Source organism: Bradyrhizobium sp. WD16, from assembly GCF_024181725.1.
GTDB lineage: Bacteria > Pseudomonadota > Alphaproteobacteria > Rhizobiales > Xanthobacteraceae > Bradyrhizobium_A.
Genome location: NZ_CP028908.1, coordinates 1,929,011 through 1,946,560 on the forward strand (window position 1 = coordinate 1,929,011; position 17,550 = coordinate 1,946,560).

Annotated in this window: 14 protein-coding genes; 8 read left to right on the plus strand and 6 right to left on the minus strand. The window is 65.4% G+C overall.

Going from position 1 to position 17,550, the window contains the following annotated elements:
- Window positions 1–82 precede the first annotated feature (82 nt).
- Complete coding sequence (locus DB459_RS08930) at window positions 83–2,125, minus strand: thioredoxin domain-containing protein (protein ID WP_253712511.1); 2,043 nt, start codon at window positions 2,123–2,125, stop codon at window positions 83–85.
- A gap of 125 nt (window positions 2,126–2,250) precedes the next feature.
- Here DB459_RS08930 and mnmE point away from each other — a divergent pair, with 125 nt between their 5' ends.
- The 5 genes from mnmE (at window position 2,251) to DB459_RS08955 (ending at window position 8,340) form a co-directional block, all read left to right on the plus strand.
- Window positions 2,251–3,567: a tRNA uridine-5-carboxymethylaminomethyl(34) synthesis GTPase MnmE gene (gene mnmE, locus DB459_RS08935; protein WP_253712512.1), complete on the plus strand. Its 1,317-nt coding sequence runs from the start codon at window positions 2,251–2,253 to the stop codon at window positions 3,565–3,567.
- A 385-nt stretch (window positions 3,568–3,952) separates the two neighbouring features.
- Window positions 3,953–5,824, plus strand: coding sequence for a tRNA uridine-5-carboxymethylaminomethyl(34) synthesis enzyme MnmG (mnmG, locus tag DB459_RS08940; protein ID WP_371926895.1), 1,872 nt, complete (start codon window positions 3,953–3,955; stop codon window positions 5,822–5,824).
- Complete coding sequence (gene rsmG, locus DB459_RS08945; RefSeq protein ID WP_253712514.1) at window positions 5,821–6,471, plus strand: 16S rRNA (guanine(527)-N(7))-methyltransferase RsmG; 651 nt, start codon at window positions 5,821–5,823, stop codon at window positions 6,469–6,471. The genes mnmG and rsmG overlap by 4 nt, the downstream gene beginning before the upstream one ends.
- 35 nt (window positions 6,472–6,506) lie before the next feature.
- Window positions 6,507–7,358: a ParA family protein gene (locus DB459_RS08950; RefSeq protein WP_253712515.1), complete on the plus strand. Its 852-nt coding sequence runs from the start codon at window positions 6,507–6,509 to the stop codon at window positions 7,356–7,358.
- A 100-nt stretch (window positions 7,359–7,458) separates the two neighbouring features.
- A complete protein-coding gene (locus DB459_RS08955; protein WP_253712516.1) occupies window positions 7,459–8,340 on the plus strand; it encodes a ParB/RepB/Spo0J family partition protein in 882 nt (293 codons plus the stop codon).
- Window positions 8,341–8,396: 56 nt separating this feature from the next.
- On the opposite strand, the gene holA is transcribed toward DB459_RS08955, so the two are convergent.
- The 4 genes from holA to DB459_RS08975 all read right to left on the minus strand — a co-directional run bounded on the left by holA (window position 8,397) and on the right by DB459_RS08975 (window position 14,815).
- On the minus strand, window positions 8,397–9,425 hold the full coding sequence (holA, locus tag DB459_RS08960; RefSeq protein WP_253712517.1) for a DNA polymerase III subunit delta: 1,029 nt from the start codon (window positions 9,423–9,425) through the stop codon (window positions 8,397–8,399).
- Window positions 9,426–9,442: 17 nt separating this feature from the next.
- Window positions 9,443–10,039: an LPS assembly lipoprotein LptE gene (gene lptE / locus DB459_RS08965; protein ID WP_371926896.1), complete on the minus strand. Its 597-nt coding sequence runs from the start codon at window positions 10,037–10,039 to the stop codon at window positions 9,443–9,445.
- The gene (gene leuS, locus DB459_RS08970) at window positions 10,026–12,665 is read right to left on the minus strand and encodes a leucine--tRNA ligase (protein WP_253712518.1); all 2,640 of its coding nucleotides are present in this window, start codon (window positions 12,663–12,665) and stop codon (window positions 10,026–10,028) included. Before leuS ends, lptE begins: the two co-directional genes overlap by 14 nt.
- Before the next feature lie 479 nt (window positions 12,666–13,144).
- Complete coding sequence (locus DB459_RS08975) at window positions 13,145–14,815, minus strand: diguanylate cyclase domain-containing protein (RefSeq protein ID WP_253712519.1); 1,671 nt, start codon at window positions 14,813–14,815, stop codon at window positions 13,145–13,147.
- Between the two features lie 122 nt (window positions 14,816–14,937).
- Between DB459_RS08975 and DB459_RS08980 the strand changes: the two genes are divergently transcribed.
- A complete protein-coding gene (locus tag DB459_RS08980; RefSeq protein WP_253712520.1) occupies window positions 14,938–15,645 on the plus strand; it encodes a YggS family pyridoxal phosphate-dependent enzyme in 708 nt (235 codons plus the stop codon).
- 35 nt (window positions 15,646–15,680) lie between these two features.
- Here the strand turns inward: DB459_RS08980 and DB459_RS08985 are convergent, their stop codons facing one another.
- Window positions 15,681–16,244, minus strand: a complete 564-nt coding sequence (locus DB459_RS08985; protein WP_253712521.1) for a L,D-transpeptidase — start codon at window positions 16,242–16,244, stop codon at window positions 15,681–15,683.
- An 87-nt stretch (window positions 16,245–16,331) separates the two neighbouring features.
- Between DB459_RS08985 and DB459_RS08990 the strand changes: the two genes are divergently transcribed.
- A complete protein-coding gene (locus DB459_RS08990) occupies window positions 16,332–17,018 on the plus strand; it encodes a response regulator transcription factor (RefSeq protein WP_253712522.1) in 687 nt (228 codons plus the stop codon).
- A 60-nt stretch (window positions 17,019–17,078) separates the two neighbouring features.
- Window positions 17,079–17,525 carry a cyclic nucleotide-binding domain-containing protein gene (locus DB459_RS08995; RefSeq protein ID WP_253712523.1) on the plus strand — a complete coding sequence of 149 codons (447 nt, stop codon included), beginning with the start codon at window positions 17,079–17,081 and terminating at the stop codon, window positions 17,523–17,525.
- Window positions 17,526–17,550: the final 25 nt, after the last annotated feature.

The window sequence follows — 17,550 nt, forward strand, 5'->3', positions numbered from 1 at the left end:
CCCGGCGTACTGGGTCGCCCGATCAAGTCGGGCGACGACGGCTGTGGGTGGGCAGCGTGGGGCCGACGAGAAGCCGGACGGTCTAGCTCTTCACGACATTGACGCGAGCAAGCTCGGCGAGCTTCTCCACCGTCGTCACCGGCAGCGAGCAGGTCTGGCCGCGGCAGACGAAAGCGGCGGCCGCGCCCGCGGCGCTCGCAAGCTTGTCGCGTACCGGATGGTCGGCCGGCAGCGCCGCTGTGTCCGGCGCATGAAGCACGATGACAGTCGCATGGGGCAGCTGTCGCGCGGCGGCGAGCAGCGCTTTTGCCCGATCGCCTGAGCCGGCAACAACGATCTCGGCGCCGGCGAGATGCAGGTCGAGGCCGTTGAGCAGCGACAGATGACCGAAGACGTTTTCAGCGGCGGCCGGCAGCAGCGCGGCGAACAGCGCGTCGCGGCGCGCCGCCCAGCGCGGATCGCCGGTCAGGACCGCAAGCCGCACCAGGTTCTGGGCGATCAGACCGTTGTGATTGGGGATGGCGTCATCGATGGTCGAATGCGGCCGCACGATCAGCCCTTCGGCGTCATCGGCGGTGAGGTAGTAGCCGCCATGATCGGGATCGGCGTAATGGGTTTCCAGTGCCTCCTGCCAGCGCACGGCCTGAGCGAGCCAATCTGATCCGCCGGTGGATTCGAACAGCGCCAGCGCGGCGCGAATCATCGCGGCATAATCGGAGGCGAGGCCGGGCCAGGTCAGGCGGCCCTCGCGCCAGGAATGTCCGACGCGATCGCCGCGGCTCATCTCGCGGACGACGAAGCGAGATGCGGCGTCAGCGAGATCCCGCCAGTGCGGCCGTTCGAAAGCATCGGCGGCGTGGACCAGCGCTGCGATCATCAACCCGTTCCAGTCGGCCAGAACCTTGTCGTCGAGGCCGGGCCGGACACGTTTGCTGCGGGCTTCCAGCAAGACGTTGCGCGACGCCGCGAGGTGCGCTTCCTTGCCCTCGGCCTGCCCGGCGCTGTTGAGACGATTGAGAATATTATGGCCCTCGAAATTGCCGTCGGGGGTGACGTCGTAGATCGCGGCAAATTCTGCGGCGTCGGGGCCGAGCAGGGCGGCGACCTCGCTCGCCGACCAGACATAGAACTTGCCTTCCTCACCTTCGGAATCGGCGTCGAGGGAAGAGGCAAAGCCGCCGCCGGGAAGCTGCATCTCGCGCATCAGCCAGCCGACTGTCTCCTCGGCGCGCCGTGCGTAAAGCGGTGTGGCGATGCGTTGCTGTTCGAGCGCCAGCAGATCCAGGATCTGGGCGTTGTCGTAGAGCATCTTTTCGAAATGCGGCACCAGCCAGCGCTCGTCGACGGAGTAGCGCGCGTAGCCGCCGCCGAGATGATCGTAGATGCCGCCTTCGCTCATCTGCGTCAGCGTCAGATTGGCGGTGGCGAAGAACCGGCTGTCGCCGCTGCGGGCGCCGGCACGCCAGAGATATTCGAGCATCGCGCATTGCGGGAATTTCGGCGCGCCGCGCAGGCCACCATGCGCAGGATCGGTGGCGCGGGCGATCGACGCCGCGCCCTTGTCGAGTTCGGCGACGCCGATATTGCCGGGATTGCTTGCCCGGGCGCGCTGGGCGAGGCGTGCCACCAGGGCGCTGCGGTTCTGCGCGATCTTGTCGGGCTCGTCGCGAAACACGCGGGCGACTTCGCGAAGCAGGTCGGTGAAGGCGGGACGGCCGAAACGCGGTTGGTCGGGAAAATAGGTGCCACCCCAGAACGGCTGGCCGTCGGGCGCGAGAAACATCGTCAGCGGCCAGCCGCCCTGCTCGCCGAGGTGATGCAGGGCACTCATATAGATCTGGTCGATGTCGGGCCGCTCCTCGCGGTCGACCTTGATGTTGACGAACAGCTCGTTCATCACCGCCGCGGTGGCTTCGTCCTCGAAGCTCTCGTGGGCCATGACGTGGCACCAGTGACAGGCGGCATAGCCGACCGACAACAGGATGGGCCTGGCGCTGCGCTGGGCTTCGGCCAGGGCGTCCGGACCCCAGGGCCACCAGTCGACCGGGTTATGGCAATGCTGGAGCAGATAGGGGCTGGTTTCGCCGGCAAGCCGGTTTGTGTGCGGTGCGGCATGATCCGTCATGAGTTTCGTCCTTTATGCTGCAGTGCAACATATTCGCGAGTTTGAGCTGTTTGCATCGCACAATTGCAGCTTGACTTGCCGAACTGTCGTGCTCCTGACAGATAGGCCCCATGAAGGCGAGGGCAATGCACAGCACGGGCCAGACGATCTTTGCGTTGTCGTCCGGTCGGCCGCCGGCGGCGATTGCGGTCGTTCGCCTTTCGGGACCGCGCGCTGCCATGGCGGTCGAAAGTCTGGCCGGCGGACTTCCGCCGGCGCGGGCCGCGCAACGGGTGATGTTGCGTGATCGGCACGGTCAAGCCATCGACGACGCGCTCGCCTTATGGTTCCCGGCGCCGCGGAGCGCCACCGGCGAGGATGTTGCCGAGTTCCACATCCATGGCGGCCGGGCGGTGCTGGAGGCGCTGCTCGGTGCCCTCTCGGCGATAGAGGGGCTGCGGCCGGCGGAACCGGGCGAGTTCACCCGCCGCGCGTTCGAGAACGGCAAGATCGACCTGACTGCGGCCGAAGGCATCGACGATCTGATCCACGCCGATACGGATCGGCAGCGTCGCCAGGCCCTGCGGCAGATGCAGGGGGTATTGGGCGAGCAGGCCGAAGCCTGGCGGAAGCGGATCATCGACGCCATGGCATTGGTGACCGCCGCCATCGACTTCGCCGACGAGGCGGATGTGCCTGCGGGCCTGTTGGATCAGGCCCTCGATGAAGCCGCGGCTTTGCGGGCGGAGATTATCGGGGTTCTGGCCAGCTCTCGCCACGGCGAGCGGCTGCGCGAAGGCCTGGTGGTGGCGATTGCTGGCCCGCCCAATGCCGGCAAATCCACCTTGCTCAACCGACTGGCGCGCCGCGAGGCCGCGATCGTTTCGCCCTATGCCGGCACGACCCGTGATGTCATCGAGGTCCATCTCGATCTCGACGGCTATCCGCTGACCCTGCTCGACACGGCAGGCTTGCGCGACACTGAGGACCCGGTGGAGCAGGAGGGGATCAGGCGGGCGCGGCATCGGGCGGAGGCCGCTGACCTAGTCCTCTGGCTGACCGACCGGGGAGAGCCGCCGCCGGACTTCCCGGCGCCGGTCTGGGTCGTCGAGACCAAGAGCGATGCGGACAGCCCGCCGAGCGCGGGAAAAGCGGCGCGCCGTTTTCGGATCTCGGCCCTGGGGGGCGAGGGGGTCGAGGACCTCAGCGTCGCCCTGGCCCGTTTCGCCGAGGACGCCTTAGGGGCGACCGAAAGCGCCTTGATCACCCGGACCCGCCATCGCCAGCTGCTGAAAGCGACCGTCGAGGCGCTCGGGGCCGCTGCCGTGGTGGGCGACCAGGGCGAGGAGCTGGTCGCAGAGGAACTGCGGCGTGCGGCCGACGCCCTTGGTCGGCTGACCGGGCGGATCGACGTCGAGGACATCCTCGATGTCATCTTCCGGGAGTTCTGCATCGGCAAATAGCTGTTTCACGTGAAACAACGGTAGCGGCTAGGGGTGTTTCACGTGAAACAGGATAGTGGTTCCGTTGTTCCGCCGTTTCACGTGAAACATCCGCCGAGTGTCCCGTCTCCGAATTACCTCTTCGTTTGCCTCACCCTCGCACGGTCATTCGGAGACGGGACACTAGTGTGGTGGATCTGACGCTCGTTTCAGTATTGCAGCGAGTTCTTCGAACGAGCGCCAGATCCAAAACCACACTAGAATCATAATGATGCTAGTGTCCCCTTGTTTCCAACGTTCGTATGACCGCCTGCTGCAATGGGATACGAACGTTGGAAACAGGACACTAGCTGAATCTCTGTCCAGAGGTCTTCCAGGTTTCGTTAGCGCGGGTTAGATGAGCGACATGCCGACCACAGCAGATGTCATCGTCATCGGAGGCGGGCACGCCGGCTGCGAAGCCGCGACGGCGGCTGCCCGCATGGGCGCGCGGACCATACTGCTGACCCACCACTTTGCCACCATCGGCGCCATGTCCTGCAATCCGGCGATCGGCGGTCTGGGCAAGGGCCATCTGGTTCGCGAGATCGATGCGCTCGATGGCGTCATGGGGCGGGTGGCGGACGCCGGCGGCATCCAGTTTCGCCTGCTCAACCGTCGCAAGGGTCCGGCGGTGCGTGGTCCCCGGGCCCAGGCTGATCGCCGGCTCTATGCCGCCGCGATGCAGGCCGCGATCCGCGAGACGGCCAATCTCTGCGTCGTCGAGGGTGAGGCGGACGATCTTCTGGTGGCCGAGAGGCGGGTCAGCGGCATTCGTCTCGCCGACGGCAGGGAGTTCTGTTGCGCAGCGGTGGTCGTCACCACCGGCACCTTCCTGCGCGGCCTGATCCACCTCGGCGAGCGCACCTGGCCGGCGGGCAGGGTCGGGGAGGCGCCGTCGCTTGGTTTGTCCAAGGCGTTCGAGCGGATCGGCCTCAGCCTTGGCCGTCTCAAGACTGGAACCCCGCCGCGCCTCGACGGCAGTACCATCGACTGGTCGGCGGTCGAGATGCAGCCGGGCGATAATCCGCCCGAGCCATTCTCGGTCCTGACCTCGAGGATCACGACCCCCCAGATCGAATGCGGCATCACCCGCACGACGCCGGCGACCCATGCCCTGATCCGGGCCAATGTCCATCGCTCGCCGATGTATTCCGGCCAGATCCAGAGTCGTGGCCCGCGCTACTGCCCGTCGATCGAGGACAAGATTGTCCGTTTCGGCGACCGCGACGGCCATCAGATCTTTCTCGAGCCCGAAGGGCTCGACGACACCACGGTTTATCCCAACGGCATATCCACCTCGCTGCCGGAAGAGGTCCAGCTCGGCATCCTGGCGACCATTCCAGGCTGCGAGCGCGCGCGCATGGTCCGGCCGGGCTATGCCATCGAATACGATCATGTCGATCCGCGGGAGTTGACGCCGACGCTCGAGGTCAAGGTGATGCACGGCCTGTTCCTGGCCGGGCAGATCAACGGCACCACCGGCTACGAGGAAGCCGCTGCCCAGGGCCTCGTGGCCGGTCTCAACGCCGCGCGTCGCGCCGGCGGCGGAAACGGTATCGTGTTCGATCGCGCCGACGGCTATCTCGGGGTCATGATCGATGATCTCGTCACCCGCGGCGTCACCGAACCCTATCGGATGTTCACCTCACGGGCCGAATACCGGCTGACCCTGCGGGCCGACAATGCCGACCAGCGCCTGACCGATCGCGGCATGGCGCTGGGCTGTGTCGGCGAGCGGCGGGCTGCAGCCCATCGCAGCAAGATGACGGCTCTGGCGGACGCCAAGGCGCTTGCCCGCGCGCTCAGCCTGACGCCCAATGAAGCGGCCCGCCACGGGTTGATGTTGAACCGCGATGGCCAGCGCCGCAGCGCCTTCGAATTGCTCTCCTACCCGGAGGTCGACTGGACGCGGCTCGCGGCGATCTGGCCGCAGCTCGGTGCGGTCGATCCCACGATCGCCGGCCATGTCGAGATCGACGCTCGCTACGACGTCTACCTCGACCGACAGGCCGCCGACGTCGATGCCTTCCGCCGCGACGAGGGGCTGGTGCTGAACGGGATCGATTACGGCGACGTCCCCGGCCTCTCCAATGAAGCGCGCCAGAAGCTGTCGGCCGCCAAGCCCCATACCGTGGGGCAGGCGGGTCGAATCGACGGCATGACCCCGGCCGCGCTGGCGATCCTCGCGGCCTATCTGCGGCGCCAGGCCCGCACCCGAGCCATGGCGGTGTCGTGAGCAACGTCTCCACCATCGATGCCGACCGCCGTCAGGCGCTCGCGGCCTTTCACATTTCAAGTGAGACGGCAACGCGGCTGACGCGCTATGCCGAACTGCTGCAGCAATGGCAGGCCAAGACCAACCTGGTCGCCCCTTCCACGCTGCCGGTCCTGTGGACGCGCCATATCGCCGATTCGCTCCAGCTGCTCGAGCTCGCGCCGGACGCCAGGGTCTGGGTCGATCTCGGCAGCGGCGGCGGCTTTCCCGGTGTCGTGCTCGCTTGCGCCCTCGCCGGGGTTGATGGCGCCATGGTCCACCTGGTCGAGCGCAACGCCAAGAAAGCCGCCTTCCTGCGCGAGGCGATCCGGGTGACCGGCGCTCGCGGCTCGGTCCATCTGGCGGATATCGAGGATTTTGTGGATAGCTTCGATGGCCCGGTCGATTGCGTCACGGCACGTGCCCTGGCTTCGCTTAACGTGCTGGTCGGCTTTACCGAACCCTTGGTGAAACGCGGCGCTAAGGCGTTGTTTCTCAAAGGTCAAGATGTAGAGTCTGAATTGACTGAAGCTACTAAATATTGGAAACTAGCTTATCGTTTGCATCCCAGTCGCACCAGTGCGCAGGGCTGGGTCGCCGAAATCGACGAGATCGAGCGGCGGGGCTGAAGCCCATTCGTCACGCGTCGTCCGGATCCTCCGCAATGAGCGAAATGTCTCAAGAACATCAAGAACATAATTCAGACGAGCCGCTGGATCGGCCGCGCATCATCGCGCTCGCCAACCAGAAGGGCGGCGTCGGCAAAACGACGACGGCGATCAATCTCGGCACGGCGCTCGCCGCGATCGGCGAGCGGGTGTTGATCGTTGATCTCGATCCCCAGGGCAATGCGTCCACCGGGCTGGGCATCGATCGGCGCAACCGCGACTGCTCGACTTATGATGTGCTGATCGGCGAGGCGAGCCTGCGCGAAGCCATCGTGCCGACCGCGGTGCCGCGCCTGCACATCGCCGCGTCGACGCTCGATCTGTCCGGCCTCGAACTCGAACTCGGCGCCGCGCGTGATCGAGCCTTCCGCCTGCGCGACGCCATCGCCGCGCTGAACGATCAGCAGCCCGCAGGCAGCGACTACACCTATGTGCTGGTCGATTGCCCGCCGTCGCTCAATCTGCTCACGGTCAACGCCATGGCGGCCTCGGACGCAATCCTGGTGCCGCTGCAATGCGAGTTCTTCGCCCTCGAGGGTCTGTCGCAACTGCTGCAGACGGTCGAGCAGGTGCGCTCGACGCTGAACCCCGACCTGTCGATCCACGGCATCGTCATGACCATGTTCGACTCGCGCAACAACCTGTCCAACCAGGTCGTCGCCGACGTGCGTCAATTCATGGGCGCCAAGGTCTACGACACGATGATCCCGCGCAATGTGCGCATCTCCGAAGCGCCGTCGCACGGCAAGCCGGTGCTGGTCTACGATCTCAAATGCGTCGGCAGCGAAGCCTACCTCAAGCTTGCGACCGAAGTGATTCAGCGTGAACGCCAGCTGCGGACGCATTGAACCCGCGAATCGATGCGTGCGGCGATGACGCCGCGCGCGGTGTGACTCTGGCCCGCCATGCGGAAAGTGGAGCGAGAAGTTGAATCCGAGGGAGACGGTAATGGCCGATGAGTCGCGCTCGCGGCTGGGACGCGGACTGGCAAGTCTGATCGGTGATGTCGGCGGCGAAGCCGCTCATGTCGATCGGCCGCGTCCGCAGCGTCGCGTGCCGATCGAATATCTCAAGCCCAATCCGCGCAACCCGCGCCGCAGCTTCGACGACACGGAACTCAACGAGCTCGCCGCGTCGATCAAGGAGCACGGCGTCATTCAGCCAATCGTGGTGCGCCCGGTGAAGGGCGCGCACGACCGCTTCGAGATCATTGCCGGCGAACGGCGCTGGCGCGCCTCGCAGCGCGCCGGTCTGCACGAGGTGCCGATCGTTCCGATCGAGGTCAGCGACACCGATGCTCTCGAGATCATGATCATCGAGAACGTCCAGCGCGAAGACCTCAACGCGATCGAAGAGGCGCGCGGCTATCATGCCCTCGTCGACGAGTTCAAGCGCAGCCAGGACGAGATCGCCAGGGTTGTCGGCAAGAGCCGCAGCCATGTCGCCAACATGATGCGTTTGACCAAGCTGCCCGAAGAGGTGCAGACGCTGATCTCCTCCGGCGATTTGTCCGCCGGCCACGCCCGTGCGCTGATCGGGGTGCCGGATCCGGTCGCCGCGGCAAAGCAAATCGTCGCCGAGGGGCTGAGTGTGCGTCAGGCCGAGGCGCTGGCCCATGAAGAGGGCGTGCCGGCGCGCAAGCCGCAGAAGCCGCGCTCCGCCAAGCCGGGCAAGGATGCCGACACGATCGCGCTGGAGAAGCGGATCAGCGACGCCCTCGGGCTCAAGGTCAGTGTCGAACATCGTGATCCGGGCGGTATCGTCCAGATCCGCTATTCCGACCTCGATCAGCTCGACGAGGTGCTGCACCGGCTCGAAACCGGACGGTGAGCTGGCCCGAACTCGCTTCGTCGTAGCCGGGCGCAGTTTTGCGGACTTTTCCTCGTCTATCCGCGCCGCCGCGTATTCACCGCGATCGCCATCAAAGCGCGCTGGGCGATGGCGGCGGCGAGGTCCGCTTGCCGGCGGATGTCGAAGGCGGCATCGGCGAGCTGGCCGATGATGCGCGCCAGCCGATCGGCGGACGAATTCTGCAACGCCGCTTCGACCACGCCCCGACGCGAGAAATGCAGGCGGGGAAAACCAGATTCGACCGCGGCCGAAGCGGGCATGCCGTCCTCGACCGACAGCCGCGCCTTGTGCAGCGCCGCGGCCTGACGCTGGGCTGCGAGAATGATGCTGCCCGGATAGGTGCCGGCAGCAATGGCCTTGGCGAAGGCAGCGTCAACATCGGCGGGCCGCCCGGCAAACGCCGCATCCACCGCCGCGTCGAGGGTCAGGGCGGAGGCGTCGGTGACGATGGCTATGACGTGCTCGAGCGTCACTTCGCCGGCGCCGCGGGCGTAGAGCGCGAGCTTGCGGATCTCGTTGCGCGAGGCTTGGCGGTCGCCGCCGAGAAGCAGCATCAGCGCCGAGCGCGCGTCGGAGGCGATGCGCAGCTCGAAGCTGCGCAGCTCTTCCTCGATCAGCCGGGCGATATCGCGCTCGGTGTCCGGATAACAGGCGATCGCCACCGCCGACTTGGCGCGTTCGCAGGACTTGCGCAGCGGCGCGTCCGGCCGCAGTTCGCCGGCTTCGATGACGATACGGCAGTCTCGCGGTGGATTTTCGGCGAGGACGTCGATGCCGCTGGCGAAGGACTTCGAGCCGGCGCGGATGCGGATCGCCCGGCGGCCGCCGAACAGCGGAATGGTATTGGCCTCGTCGACCAGGCGCGAGGGCTCGGCGGCCAGTTCATCGCCGTCGATGCGGACCAGCGAAAATGGGTCTTCGGGATTGTCGACGGCCGACGCCATCAGGGCGTCGGCGCGTTCGCGCACGAGGCCGCTGTCGGGACCATAGAGCAGGATGATGGGACGGCTCGGATCGGGCTTCGCGAGAAAAGCGTCGATCTCCCGGCCCCGCAGCGCGACCACGGGCGATGGTCCCCGGTTCAGGTCCCGGCGTAGAAGAACGAGGCGAGCCGGGTGGTGATGTTGTCGGCGATGGTCTTGGCGGCACGATCCTCGGCATCACGCAGGCCGCGCGACTTGGCGTAGCGCTGCTCCTGGCCGGGAATATTGTAGGACACCCGGGCGAAGGTCTGGCCCGTCAATACCGTCTTGTCGGTGGTGTTGTCCTTCAGCTCATAAACGACGTCGATGCCGTAATTCTCGACTTCGGGGAGCGAGGTGGTGTTATCGACGATGATCGAGCTGCGGCTTGTCGTCAGCCGCATCAGCAGACGGTGGGTCGGCGGTCCGCCGACGCCATCGCCATAAAGGCTGAACATCAGGGCGTTGCGGATGTTGAGGCCGACCCGGGCCTCCCGCGAGGCGTTCGGATAATTGAGCTGCGGGATCTCGATGCCCTGCAGACGCTCGCGCAGCGCGGGCTTGCCGTCGCTGCGCTCGGCATACATCGGCTGGAAACAGCCCGCAGTGAGGGCAGCCAGAGCCGCAATGACCGCCAGCCGGCCCGCGACTTTCATCCCGGCCTGGTTCGCGCCAAGCCGGCGCAGCCCGAAACTGCGCAGTTCAAACCACGACATTCACGATCCTCTGGGGAACGACGATCAGCTTGCGCGGGGCGCCCCCGTTCAAGGCCCGTTTTACCTCATCGAGGGCCAGAACGGCAGCTTCAATTTCCGCCGTCGCGGCATTTCGGGACACTGTGACATCGGTGCGCTTGCGGCCGTTGACCTGGACCGGGAGGGTGATGGTGTCCTCAACCAGCAGCTCCGGTTCGACCTGCGGCCAGGCGACCTCGGAGACCAGGCCGTCCTGGCCGAGTTCCGCCCAGCACTCCTCGGCGAGGTGCGGCATCATCGGGTGGAAGAGGCTGATCAGAATCACCCCTGCCTCGTGGAACGCCCAGGCGAGGTCCGGTGACGGCGTCCCAGGTCTGGCGGCCTCGGCCCTGGCCAGGGCCTCGGTCAGGGAATTGGTGAACTCCCGGATCTGGGCGAGGCAGACGTTGAAGTGCAGTTTTTCGATGCCCGAAGAGACCTTGTCGAGGGCGCCGTGCGCAGCCTTGCGTACCGCCAGTGCATCCGGACCGAAGTTCGTCGGCCGGGTGGCCGGCCGGCCGGTGCTTAGCGCTGCGACATCGGCCGTGATCCGCCACAATCGTTGCACGAAGCGCGCGGCGCCCTGAACGCGCTCCTCGCTCCAGATCACGTCGCGATCTGGCGGTGAATCCGACAGCATGAACCAGCGCGCGGTGTCGGCGCCATAAGTGGCGATGATGTCGTCGGGGTCGACGGTGTTGCGCTTCGACTTCGACATCTTCTCAATGGGGCCGATCTCGACCGGCTCGCCGTCGGCCAGCAGCACGGCACGGCGGCCGTCGCCTTCGACATCGATGCGAATTTCTGCCGGTGCCGCATAGGTGCCGTCTGGCTTGCGATAGGTTTCGTGGACCACCATGCCTTGGGTGAAGAGGCCGGCGAAGGGCTCGTCGAGTCCGACATGGCCGGTCGCCTTCATCGCGCGGGTGAAGAACCGGCTGTAGAGCAGATGCAGAATCGCGTGTTCGACACCGCCGATATACTGATCGACCGGCAGCCAGGCATCGGCAGCGCTGCGCGTCGTCGGCGCCGTGGTGTTGGCCGGATCGGTGAACCGCACATAGTACCAGGACGAATCGACGAAGGTGTCCATGGTATCGGTTTCACGTCGCGCCGGCTTGCCGCAGGTCGGACAGGGCACATTTCGCCAGGTCGGGTGCCAGTCCAGCGGATTGCCGGGCCGGTCGAACTCGATGTCATCCGGCAACTGCACCGGCAGGTCCGCGATCGGCACCGGGACGGTGCCGCAGGCCTCGCAGTGAATGATCGGAATCGGGCAGCCCCAATAGCGCTGCCGCGAGATTCCCCAGTCGCGCAGGCGGTAATTGACCTGACGCTGCGCTACCGGCCGATTGCCGAGCGAGGTTGATTCCAGGCGCTTCGCCACCTCTTCCTTCGCATCCGCAATGGTCATGTTGTCGAGGAAGCGCGAATTGATCATGCGGCCGTCGCCGTCATAGGCGGTGTCGGTGATGACGAAGCTTTTCGGGTCCTGGTCCTCGGGGCACACCACTGGCGTATTGCCGAGGCCGTATTTGTTGACGAAGTCGAGGTCGCGCTGGTCGTGGGCCGGGCAGCCGAAGATGGCGCCGGTGCCGTAGTCCATCAGCACGAAATTGGCGACGTAGACCGGCAGTTGCCAATTCGGATCGAACGGATGGACCGCCTTGATGCCGGTGTCGAAGCCGCGCTTCTCGGCGGTGTCGATCGCCTCCTGGGCTGTGCCGAGATGCCGACATTCCTCGATGAAGGCAGCGAGTGCCGGGTTTGTCTTCGCCGCCGCCTGGGCGAGCGGGTGATCCGGCGACAGGGCGACGAATTTCGCGCCGAACAGCGTGTCCGGCCGGGTGGTGAAGACCTCCACCTCGCTCTCGCCTGACGGCGTCGTGGCGCCGTCGAGGGCGAAGCGGATCAGAAGCCCCTCGGAGCGGCCGATCCAGTTGCGCTGCATGATGCGCACCTTCTCCGGCCAGCGATCAAGGTGGTCGAGTGCTGTCAGGAGCTCCTCCGAATAGGAGCTGATCTTGAAGAACCACTGGGTCAGTTCGCGCTGCTCAACCAGGGCGCCGGAACGCCAGCCGCGCCCCTCGATAACCTGTTCGTTGGCGAGCACCGTCTGATCGACCGGATCCCAATTGACCTTGGACTGCTTGCGCTCGACGAGACCGGCAGCAAGGAAATCCAGGAACATCCGCTGCTGGTGTTTGTAATAGGACGGATCGCAGGTGGCGACCTCGCGCGACCAGTCGAGCGACAGACCCATCGAGCGGAGCTGGGCCTTCATGGTGGCGATGTTGTCGTAGGTCCACGCCTTGGGATGAACCTTGTTGGCCATGGCGGCGTTTTCGGCCGGCATGCCGAAGGCGTCCCAGCCCATGGGATGGAGCACGTTGAAGCCGCGCGCGCGTTTGTAGCGGGCCACGACGTCGCCCATGGTGTAATTGCGGACGTGGCCCATATGGATGCGCCCCGACGGGTAGGGGAACATCTCGAGCACGTAGTATTTCGGCCGCGGATCGTCGTTCCGGGTGGTGAAGATCGCGTGGTCATCCCACTGCCGCTGCCAGCGCGGCTCGGCTTCCCGGGCGTTATATCGGTCTCTGCTCATGGCTGTCAGTCTTGCGGTCGAAACGGGGCCTCGGCGGCGGAAGGCGGCACCGGCTCCGAGGATTGAGGGCGCCTTTGCTTCCCGAACTTCATGGCCGGGAGCCACGCCCCCGCCCGCAGCTCGAAAAGCGGGGCACTGGTGTTTTGGGTTCTAGCGTCCGCCTGCCGTCGCAGCGAGCACTTATTTCGCGGCAACGGTGGGATGGGGTGGTCGCGAATGTCAGATCCACCACACTAGTGTGGTGGATCTGACGCTCGTATCAGCGTTGCAGCGAATTCTCCGTACGCGCGTCAGATCCAAAACCACACTAGAATCATAGCCATGCTAGTGTCCCTTTGGTTCTAACGTTCGTACGAGCGCTCGCTGCAAAGTGATACGAACGTTAGAACCAGGACACTAGGAACATGAAAGTTGATGCGGGGTCAATGGCTTAGACGGATTGCGCGCGCCGCGGTGGTCGTTTGCGGGACACGCCGGCTTCAGCCGGCAAGCGACACCGGAGCGGGGAGGGCCTCTGGCAGGCCATGGCCGACCACGCTGTTGCGGCCGCGGTGCTTGGCTGCATAAAGCGCGGCGTCGGCCGCCTCCACCAGCTCCTCAGGCCGCTGGTCGGATTGCGGCACGGCAAGGCTGACGCCGACGCTGACGGTGACGCGGCCGAAATCGCTGGTGAGGTGCGGAATCAGCATGTCCTCGATGCGCTGGCGCAACGCCTCGCCGATTTCCAGCGCCCGCGGCCGGTCGATATTGGGCAGCAGCAAGCAGAATTCCTCACCGCCATAGCGCGCGGCAAAGCCCATGGTCTCGTTGGCGATCCGGGCGAGGGCGTCGCCGATCCGGGCGAGGCAGGCATCGCCCTCGGGATGGCCGTAACTGTCGTTGTAGAGCTTGAAATAATCCACATCGATCATCATCAGTGCCAGCGGAGCCTGAAGCTGGTGCATCCTCAGCCACTCGAATTCGAGGCGGGCCTGGAACCCGCGGCGGTTGGCGAGGCCGGACACCATGTCGATCGACGCCATCACGGTGAGGTGGTCGTTGCTGGCGATGAGCTCGCGCTCGCGTTCGGCGAGTTGGGCGGCCATGGCGTTGAAGGCGTTGGCGAGCGGCTTGAACTCGGCGGGAAGTTCGCGTGCGGTGGCGCGTGCCGCCCGGTCGCCCTGGCCGAAGCGGTTGGCCATGCCGGTCAGCAGCCGGATCGGCCGGATGATGAATTGCTCGCCGACGAACCAGGCGCCGATCAGCGCCAGGATGGCGACGAAGGCGAGCTGCAGATAGGCCTTCTGGATGTCGCGCTTGATTGGCGCCATCAGGGATTCGTAGTCGATGCTGACGATCATGCGCGTTCCGGTGTCGGCGATCCGGGCCCAGGAGATCAGTCTCTTGCCGCGTGGCGTCGCGATGAGTGCCGAACCGGTGTCGCCGGCGGATTTGGTCGCTTCGGCGACAAGGCCGGCATAGGGCTTGCCGAATGTGTCGGGGTCGGCTGGCTGGCTCGCCAGCACCAGATCTCGACCGTCGATCAACGCGGCCTCAACCCCAGGGCGTTCCGCCAGGCTGGTCATCAGGCCGCCAATCCATTCCATGTTCAGGCCGACCAGGATCACGGAGGGCGAGCCGGCCGCGATGGCCGAGGTCGGATAGGACGCGAGCAGAAGAGGGTGGCCGTTGAGACGGCTGATCACGAGATCGCTGAGCACGAAGCCATGGGTCTCGATCGCCTGGCGGTAATAAGGCCGGTCGCTGATATCGAGCCCGATATAGTTGGGCATTGTGGAGCACGAGATCCGACCGTTCTTGCCGACCACGGAAAGGCTGATGATCCATGGCATTTCGATTCGGATGCTGGCGCGCAGGATAGCGCAGCTCTGGCCGGTTTGTTCCGCCGCGACCTGGATGTAAGCCGCCGAGTGCAACACGGCCTCCACGGAGGACATCACGTCGCGCTGCGCGGCGGCGGTCTGGCGGGCCAGCTTGGTCAGATCCTCGGTGGCGATACGCGTCTGATTGGCGCGCGTGTGTTCCAGGACCATGACGCGATCCAGCATCAATGGCACAACCAGGATCAGCGACAGCACCACCAGGCGCTGACGGATCCCGAAAGACGACTTGAGTCTCGACGCGAGGTCGCGGAAACTGAGGCGTGGCATCGGTGCTGAAATTCCCTGTCCGCCGCAACCATGGGGCAGGAGCACTCAAAAAAACTTTCCGTCCTTTGCTAAAATCCAAACGAGATTGAAACGACCTTAAAAAAGCGAGAATTGATCGCGCGATGAGCGACCCGAACGCCCCGGACGAAACCAATTCTTTACCAATTGCGCTCGCCGCGGTGGAGCGCGAGATCGCGCTGGCTTGCCGCGATGCCCGGCGCGAGCGCGACACGGTGACGCTGATCGCGGTGTCCAAGACGTTCGGCGCCGAGGCGATCGAACCGGTACTGGCGGCGGGGCAGAAGGCCTTTGGCGAGAATCGCGTCCAGGAAGCGAAGGCGAAATGGCCGGCGCTGAAGGCGGCGCATCCAGAGGCGGAGCTGCACCTGATCGGGCCGTTACAGTCGAACAAGGCCAAGGAGGCGGTGGCGCTGTTCGACGCAATTCATTCGATCGATCGACCGAGCATCTGTGAGGCGCTGGCGAAGGAAATTGTGCGGCAGGGGCGGGCGCCGCTCCTGTTCGTGCAGCTCAATACCGGCGAAGAGCCGCAGAAGGCGGGCGTCGCGCCGGCGGACGCCGACGATTTCATCAAGCGCTGCCGTGACGGTTATGGCCTGGCGATCTCAGGCCTGATGTGCATCCCGCCGGTCGACGATCCGCCGGCGCCGCATTTTGCCCTGACGGCGAAGATCGCGGCGCGCAACGGTCTCACGCTGCTGTCGATGGGCATGAGCGCTGATTTTGCCATCGCCATCCAGTTCGGCGCGACCCATGTGCGGGTCGGGTCGGCCATCTTCGGCCACCGCCCGGCGGCTTCGCCGCCGTAAGGCGCGCGCGGGTCTTCGGCTCGAAAACGCTCCGCTCAGCCGATGATGATTTGGGTCCGCGGGCCGATGCAGCCGAGCAGATGGCGCATATTCGTCGCGGTCATGGCAATGCAGCCCGCCGTCGGCGCAAAGCCCGGACGCGCCAGATGCAGGAATACCGCGCTGCCGCGTCCAGCGATCCTCGGCCGGGTATTATGATCGATCTCGATGATGAAGTCGTAGAGATGGTCCTCGCGGGTCAGCCGGTCGCCACCGGCACCGGACCGCAGCCGGATCGGCCGGTTATAGTGCCGGCTCGACGGGTTCTCGTCCCAGCCGTCAGCCGGACCGATCGGTCGGATCGGCAAGGCCGTGCGCGGCCGCACGACCCGGTCGGCGCGAAACCACAGGCGCAGCGGACGAAAACGCCCGCGCGGCGTGCCGCCATCACCTTCGCGCTTGTTGGCCTTAATTCCGCCGCGCCCCAGCGCGACCGGGATGACGCGTCCGGCGAAGGTCAGCCAGCCCCGACAGGGATTGCCGGCCGCCGCTCGGACGTGGATCGCAAGGAGCGGCGTCTGTTGCCGGGGAATCAGGTAACTATCTGAAATATCTGTCATTATTAAAAAGACCCGCAACTCTTCCTTGCGCTTTCAACCGCAAATGCTCTACTCCCCAGACATTGCCTTTCCGAAGGATTGTACCCGATGGCCAACGCCCGCAAGATCCTGATCGTTGATGACGATAGCGATCTCCGCGACGCCCTGGTGGAACAACTCTCTCTCCACGAGGAGTTCGAAGCTTCCGCAGTCGATACCGGCGCCAAAGGCGCCCAGGCGGCCAAGGCCAATACCCCCGACCTTGTTCTGATGGATGTCGGCTTGCCCGACACCGACGGCCGCGAGGTGGTGCGCAGCCTGCGCAAGGGCGGTTTCAAGGCGCCGATCATCATGCTGACCGGCCATGACACCGACTCCGACACCATTCTCGGGCTGGAATCCGGCGCCAATGATTACATCGCCAAGCCGTTCCGCTTCGCGGTGCTGCTGGCGCGCATTCGCGCCCAGCTGCGCCAGCATGAGGCGAGCGAGGACGCGGTGTTCTCGGTCGGGCCCTACAGCTTCCGGCCCGGATCAAAGATGCTCACCGCAGCCAACGCCAAGAAGGTTCGGCTGACCGAAAAGGAAACCGCCATCCTGCGCTTCCTCTACCGCGCCGGCCAGCAGCCGGTGTCGCGCGAGACGCTGCTGCAGGAGGTCTGGGGCTACAATTCCGGGGTTACCACCCACACCCTGGAGACCCATATCTACCGACTGCGCCAGAAGATCGAGAAGGACGCCGCCAATCCGGAGATCCTGGTGACGGAATCCGGCGGCTACAAGCTGGTGCCGTGATACGATTCGGCCACCGATTCGCGGCGCAGTGCTTCTGCGCCGCTCAGGCCGATTGTTCGCATGTCGATTGAGGATGACGTTGCCCTGCTCGAACGCGTTCCGACGCTGCGGCTGTTGGGGCGCGAAGCCTTGCGCAATCTCGTCTTCGGCACCGAGCAGCGCGACGTCGCGCGCGGCGAAATCCTGTTTCGCACCGGTGACACGGCGGATGCCGGCTTCGTGGTCCAGCACGGCGCCTTTCGCGTCTCGAGCGACAGCGAGAGTGGCGTGGAGACGATCGCGCGGCCTGGCGACCTGATCGGCGAGCTCGCGCTGATCGTGCCGATGAAGCGACCCTCAACCGCCATCGCTATCGAACCATCCAGCGCCATCCGCATTTCGCGCAGTCTGTTTCAGCGTGTGCTGGAAAGCCATCCCGACGCCGCGCAGCGGCTGCGTGACGAGATCGCAAGTCGCACCAGCCGGCTCGCCAGCGAGATTCTGCGGGTCGGCGGCAAGTTATCCTGACGGATTGTTTTTGACTTCGTGAGGC

What these genes read in the sequence shown, in the direction of transcription:
- DB459_RS08985 (WP_253712521.1), bottom strand. Translation starts at nt 16,244, where the DNA reads ATGACAGATATTTCAGATAGTTACCTGATTCCCCGGCAACAGACGCCG.
- DB459_RS08955 (WP_253712516.1), top strand. Translation starts at nt 7,459, where the DNA reads ATGGCCGATGAGTCGCGCTCGCGGCTGGGACGCGGACTGGCAAGTCTG.
- DB459_RS08950 (WP_253712515.1), top strand. Translation starts at nt 6,507, where the DNA reads ATGAGCGAAATGTCTCAAGAACATCAAGAACATAATTCAGACGAGCCG.
- lptE (WP_371926896.1), bottom strand. Translation starts at nt 10,039, where the DNA reads ATGTCGTGGTTTGAACTGCGCAGTTTCGGGCTGCGCCGGCTTGGCGCG.
- leuS (WP_253712518.1), bottom strand. Translation starts at nt 12,665, where the DNA reads ATGAGCAGAGACCGATATAACGCCCGGGAAGCCGAGCCGCGCTGGCAG.
- DB459_RS08980 (WP_253712520.1), top strand. Translation starts at nt 14,938, where the DNA reads ATGAGCGACCCGAACGCCCCGGACGAAACCAATTCTTTACCAATTGCG.
- DB459_RS08990 (WP_253712522.1), top strand. Translation starts at nt 16,332, where the DNA reads ATGGCCAACGCCCGCAAGATCCTGATCGTTGATGACGATAGCGATCTC.
- mnmG (WP_371926895.1), top strand. Translation starts at nt 3,953, where the DNA reads ATGCCGACCACAGCAGATGTCATCGTCATCGGAGGCGGGCACGCCGGC.
- DB459_RS08930 (WP_253712511.1), bottom strand. Translation starts at nt 2,125, where the DNA reads ATGACGGATCATGCCGCACCGCACACAAACCGGCTTGCCGGCGAAACC.
- DB459_RS08995 (WP_253712523.1), top strand. Translation starts at nt 17,079, where the DNA reads ATGTCGATTGAGGATGACGTTGCCCTGCTCGAACGCGTTCCGACGCTG.
- mnmE (WP_253712512.1), top strand. Translation starts at nt 2,251, where the DNA reads ATGCACAGCACGGGCCAGACGATCTTTGCGTTGTCGTCCGGTCGGCCG.
- DB459_RS08975 (WP_253712519.1), bottom strand. Translation starts at nt 14,815, where the DNA reads ATGCCACGCCTCAGTTTCCGCGACCTCGCGTCGAGACTCAAGTCGTCT.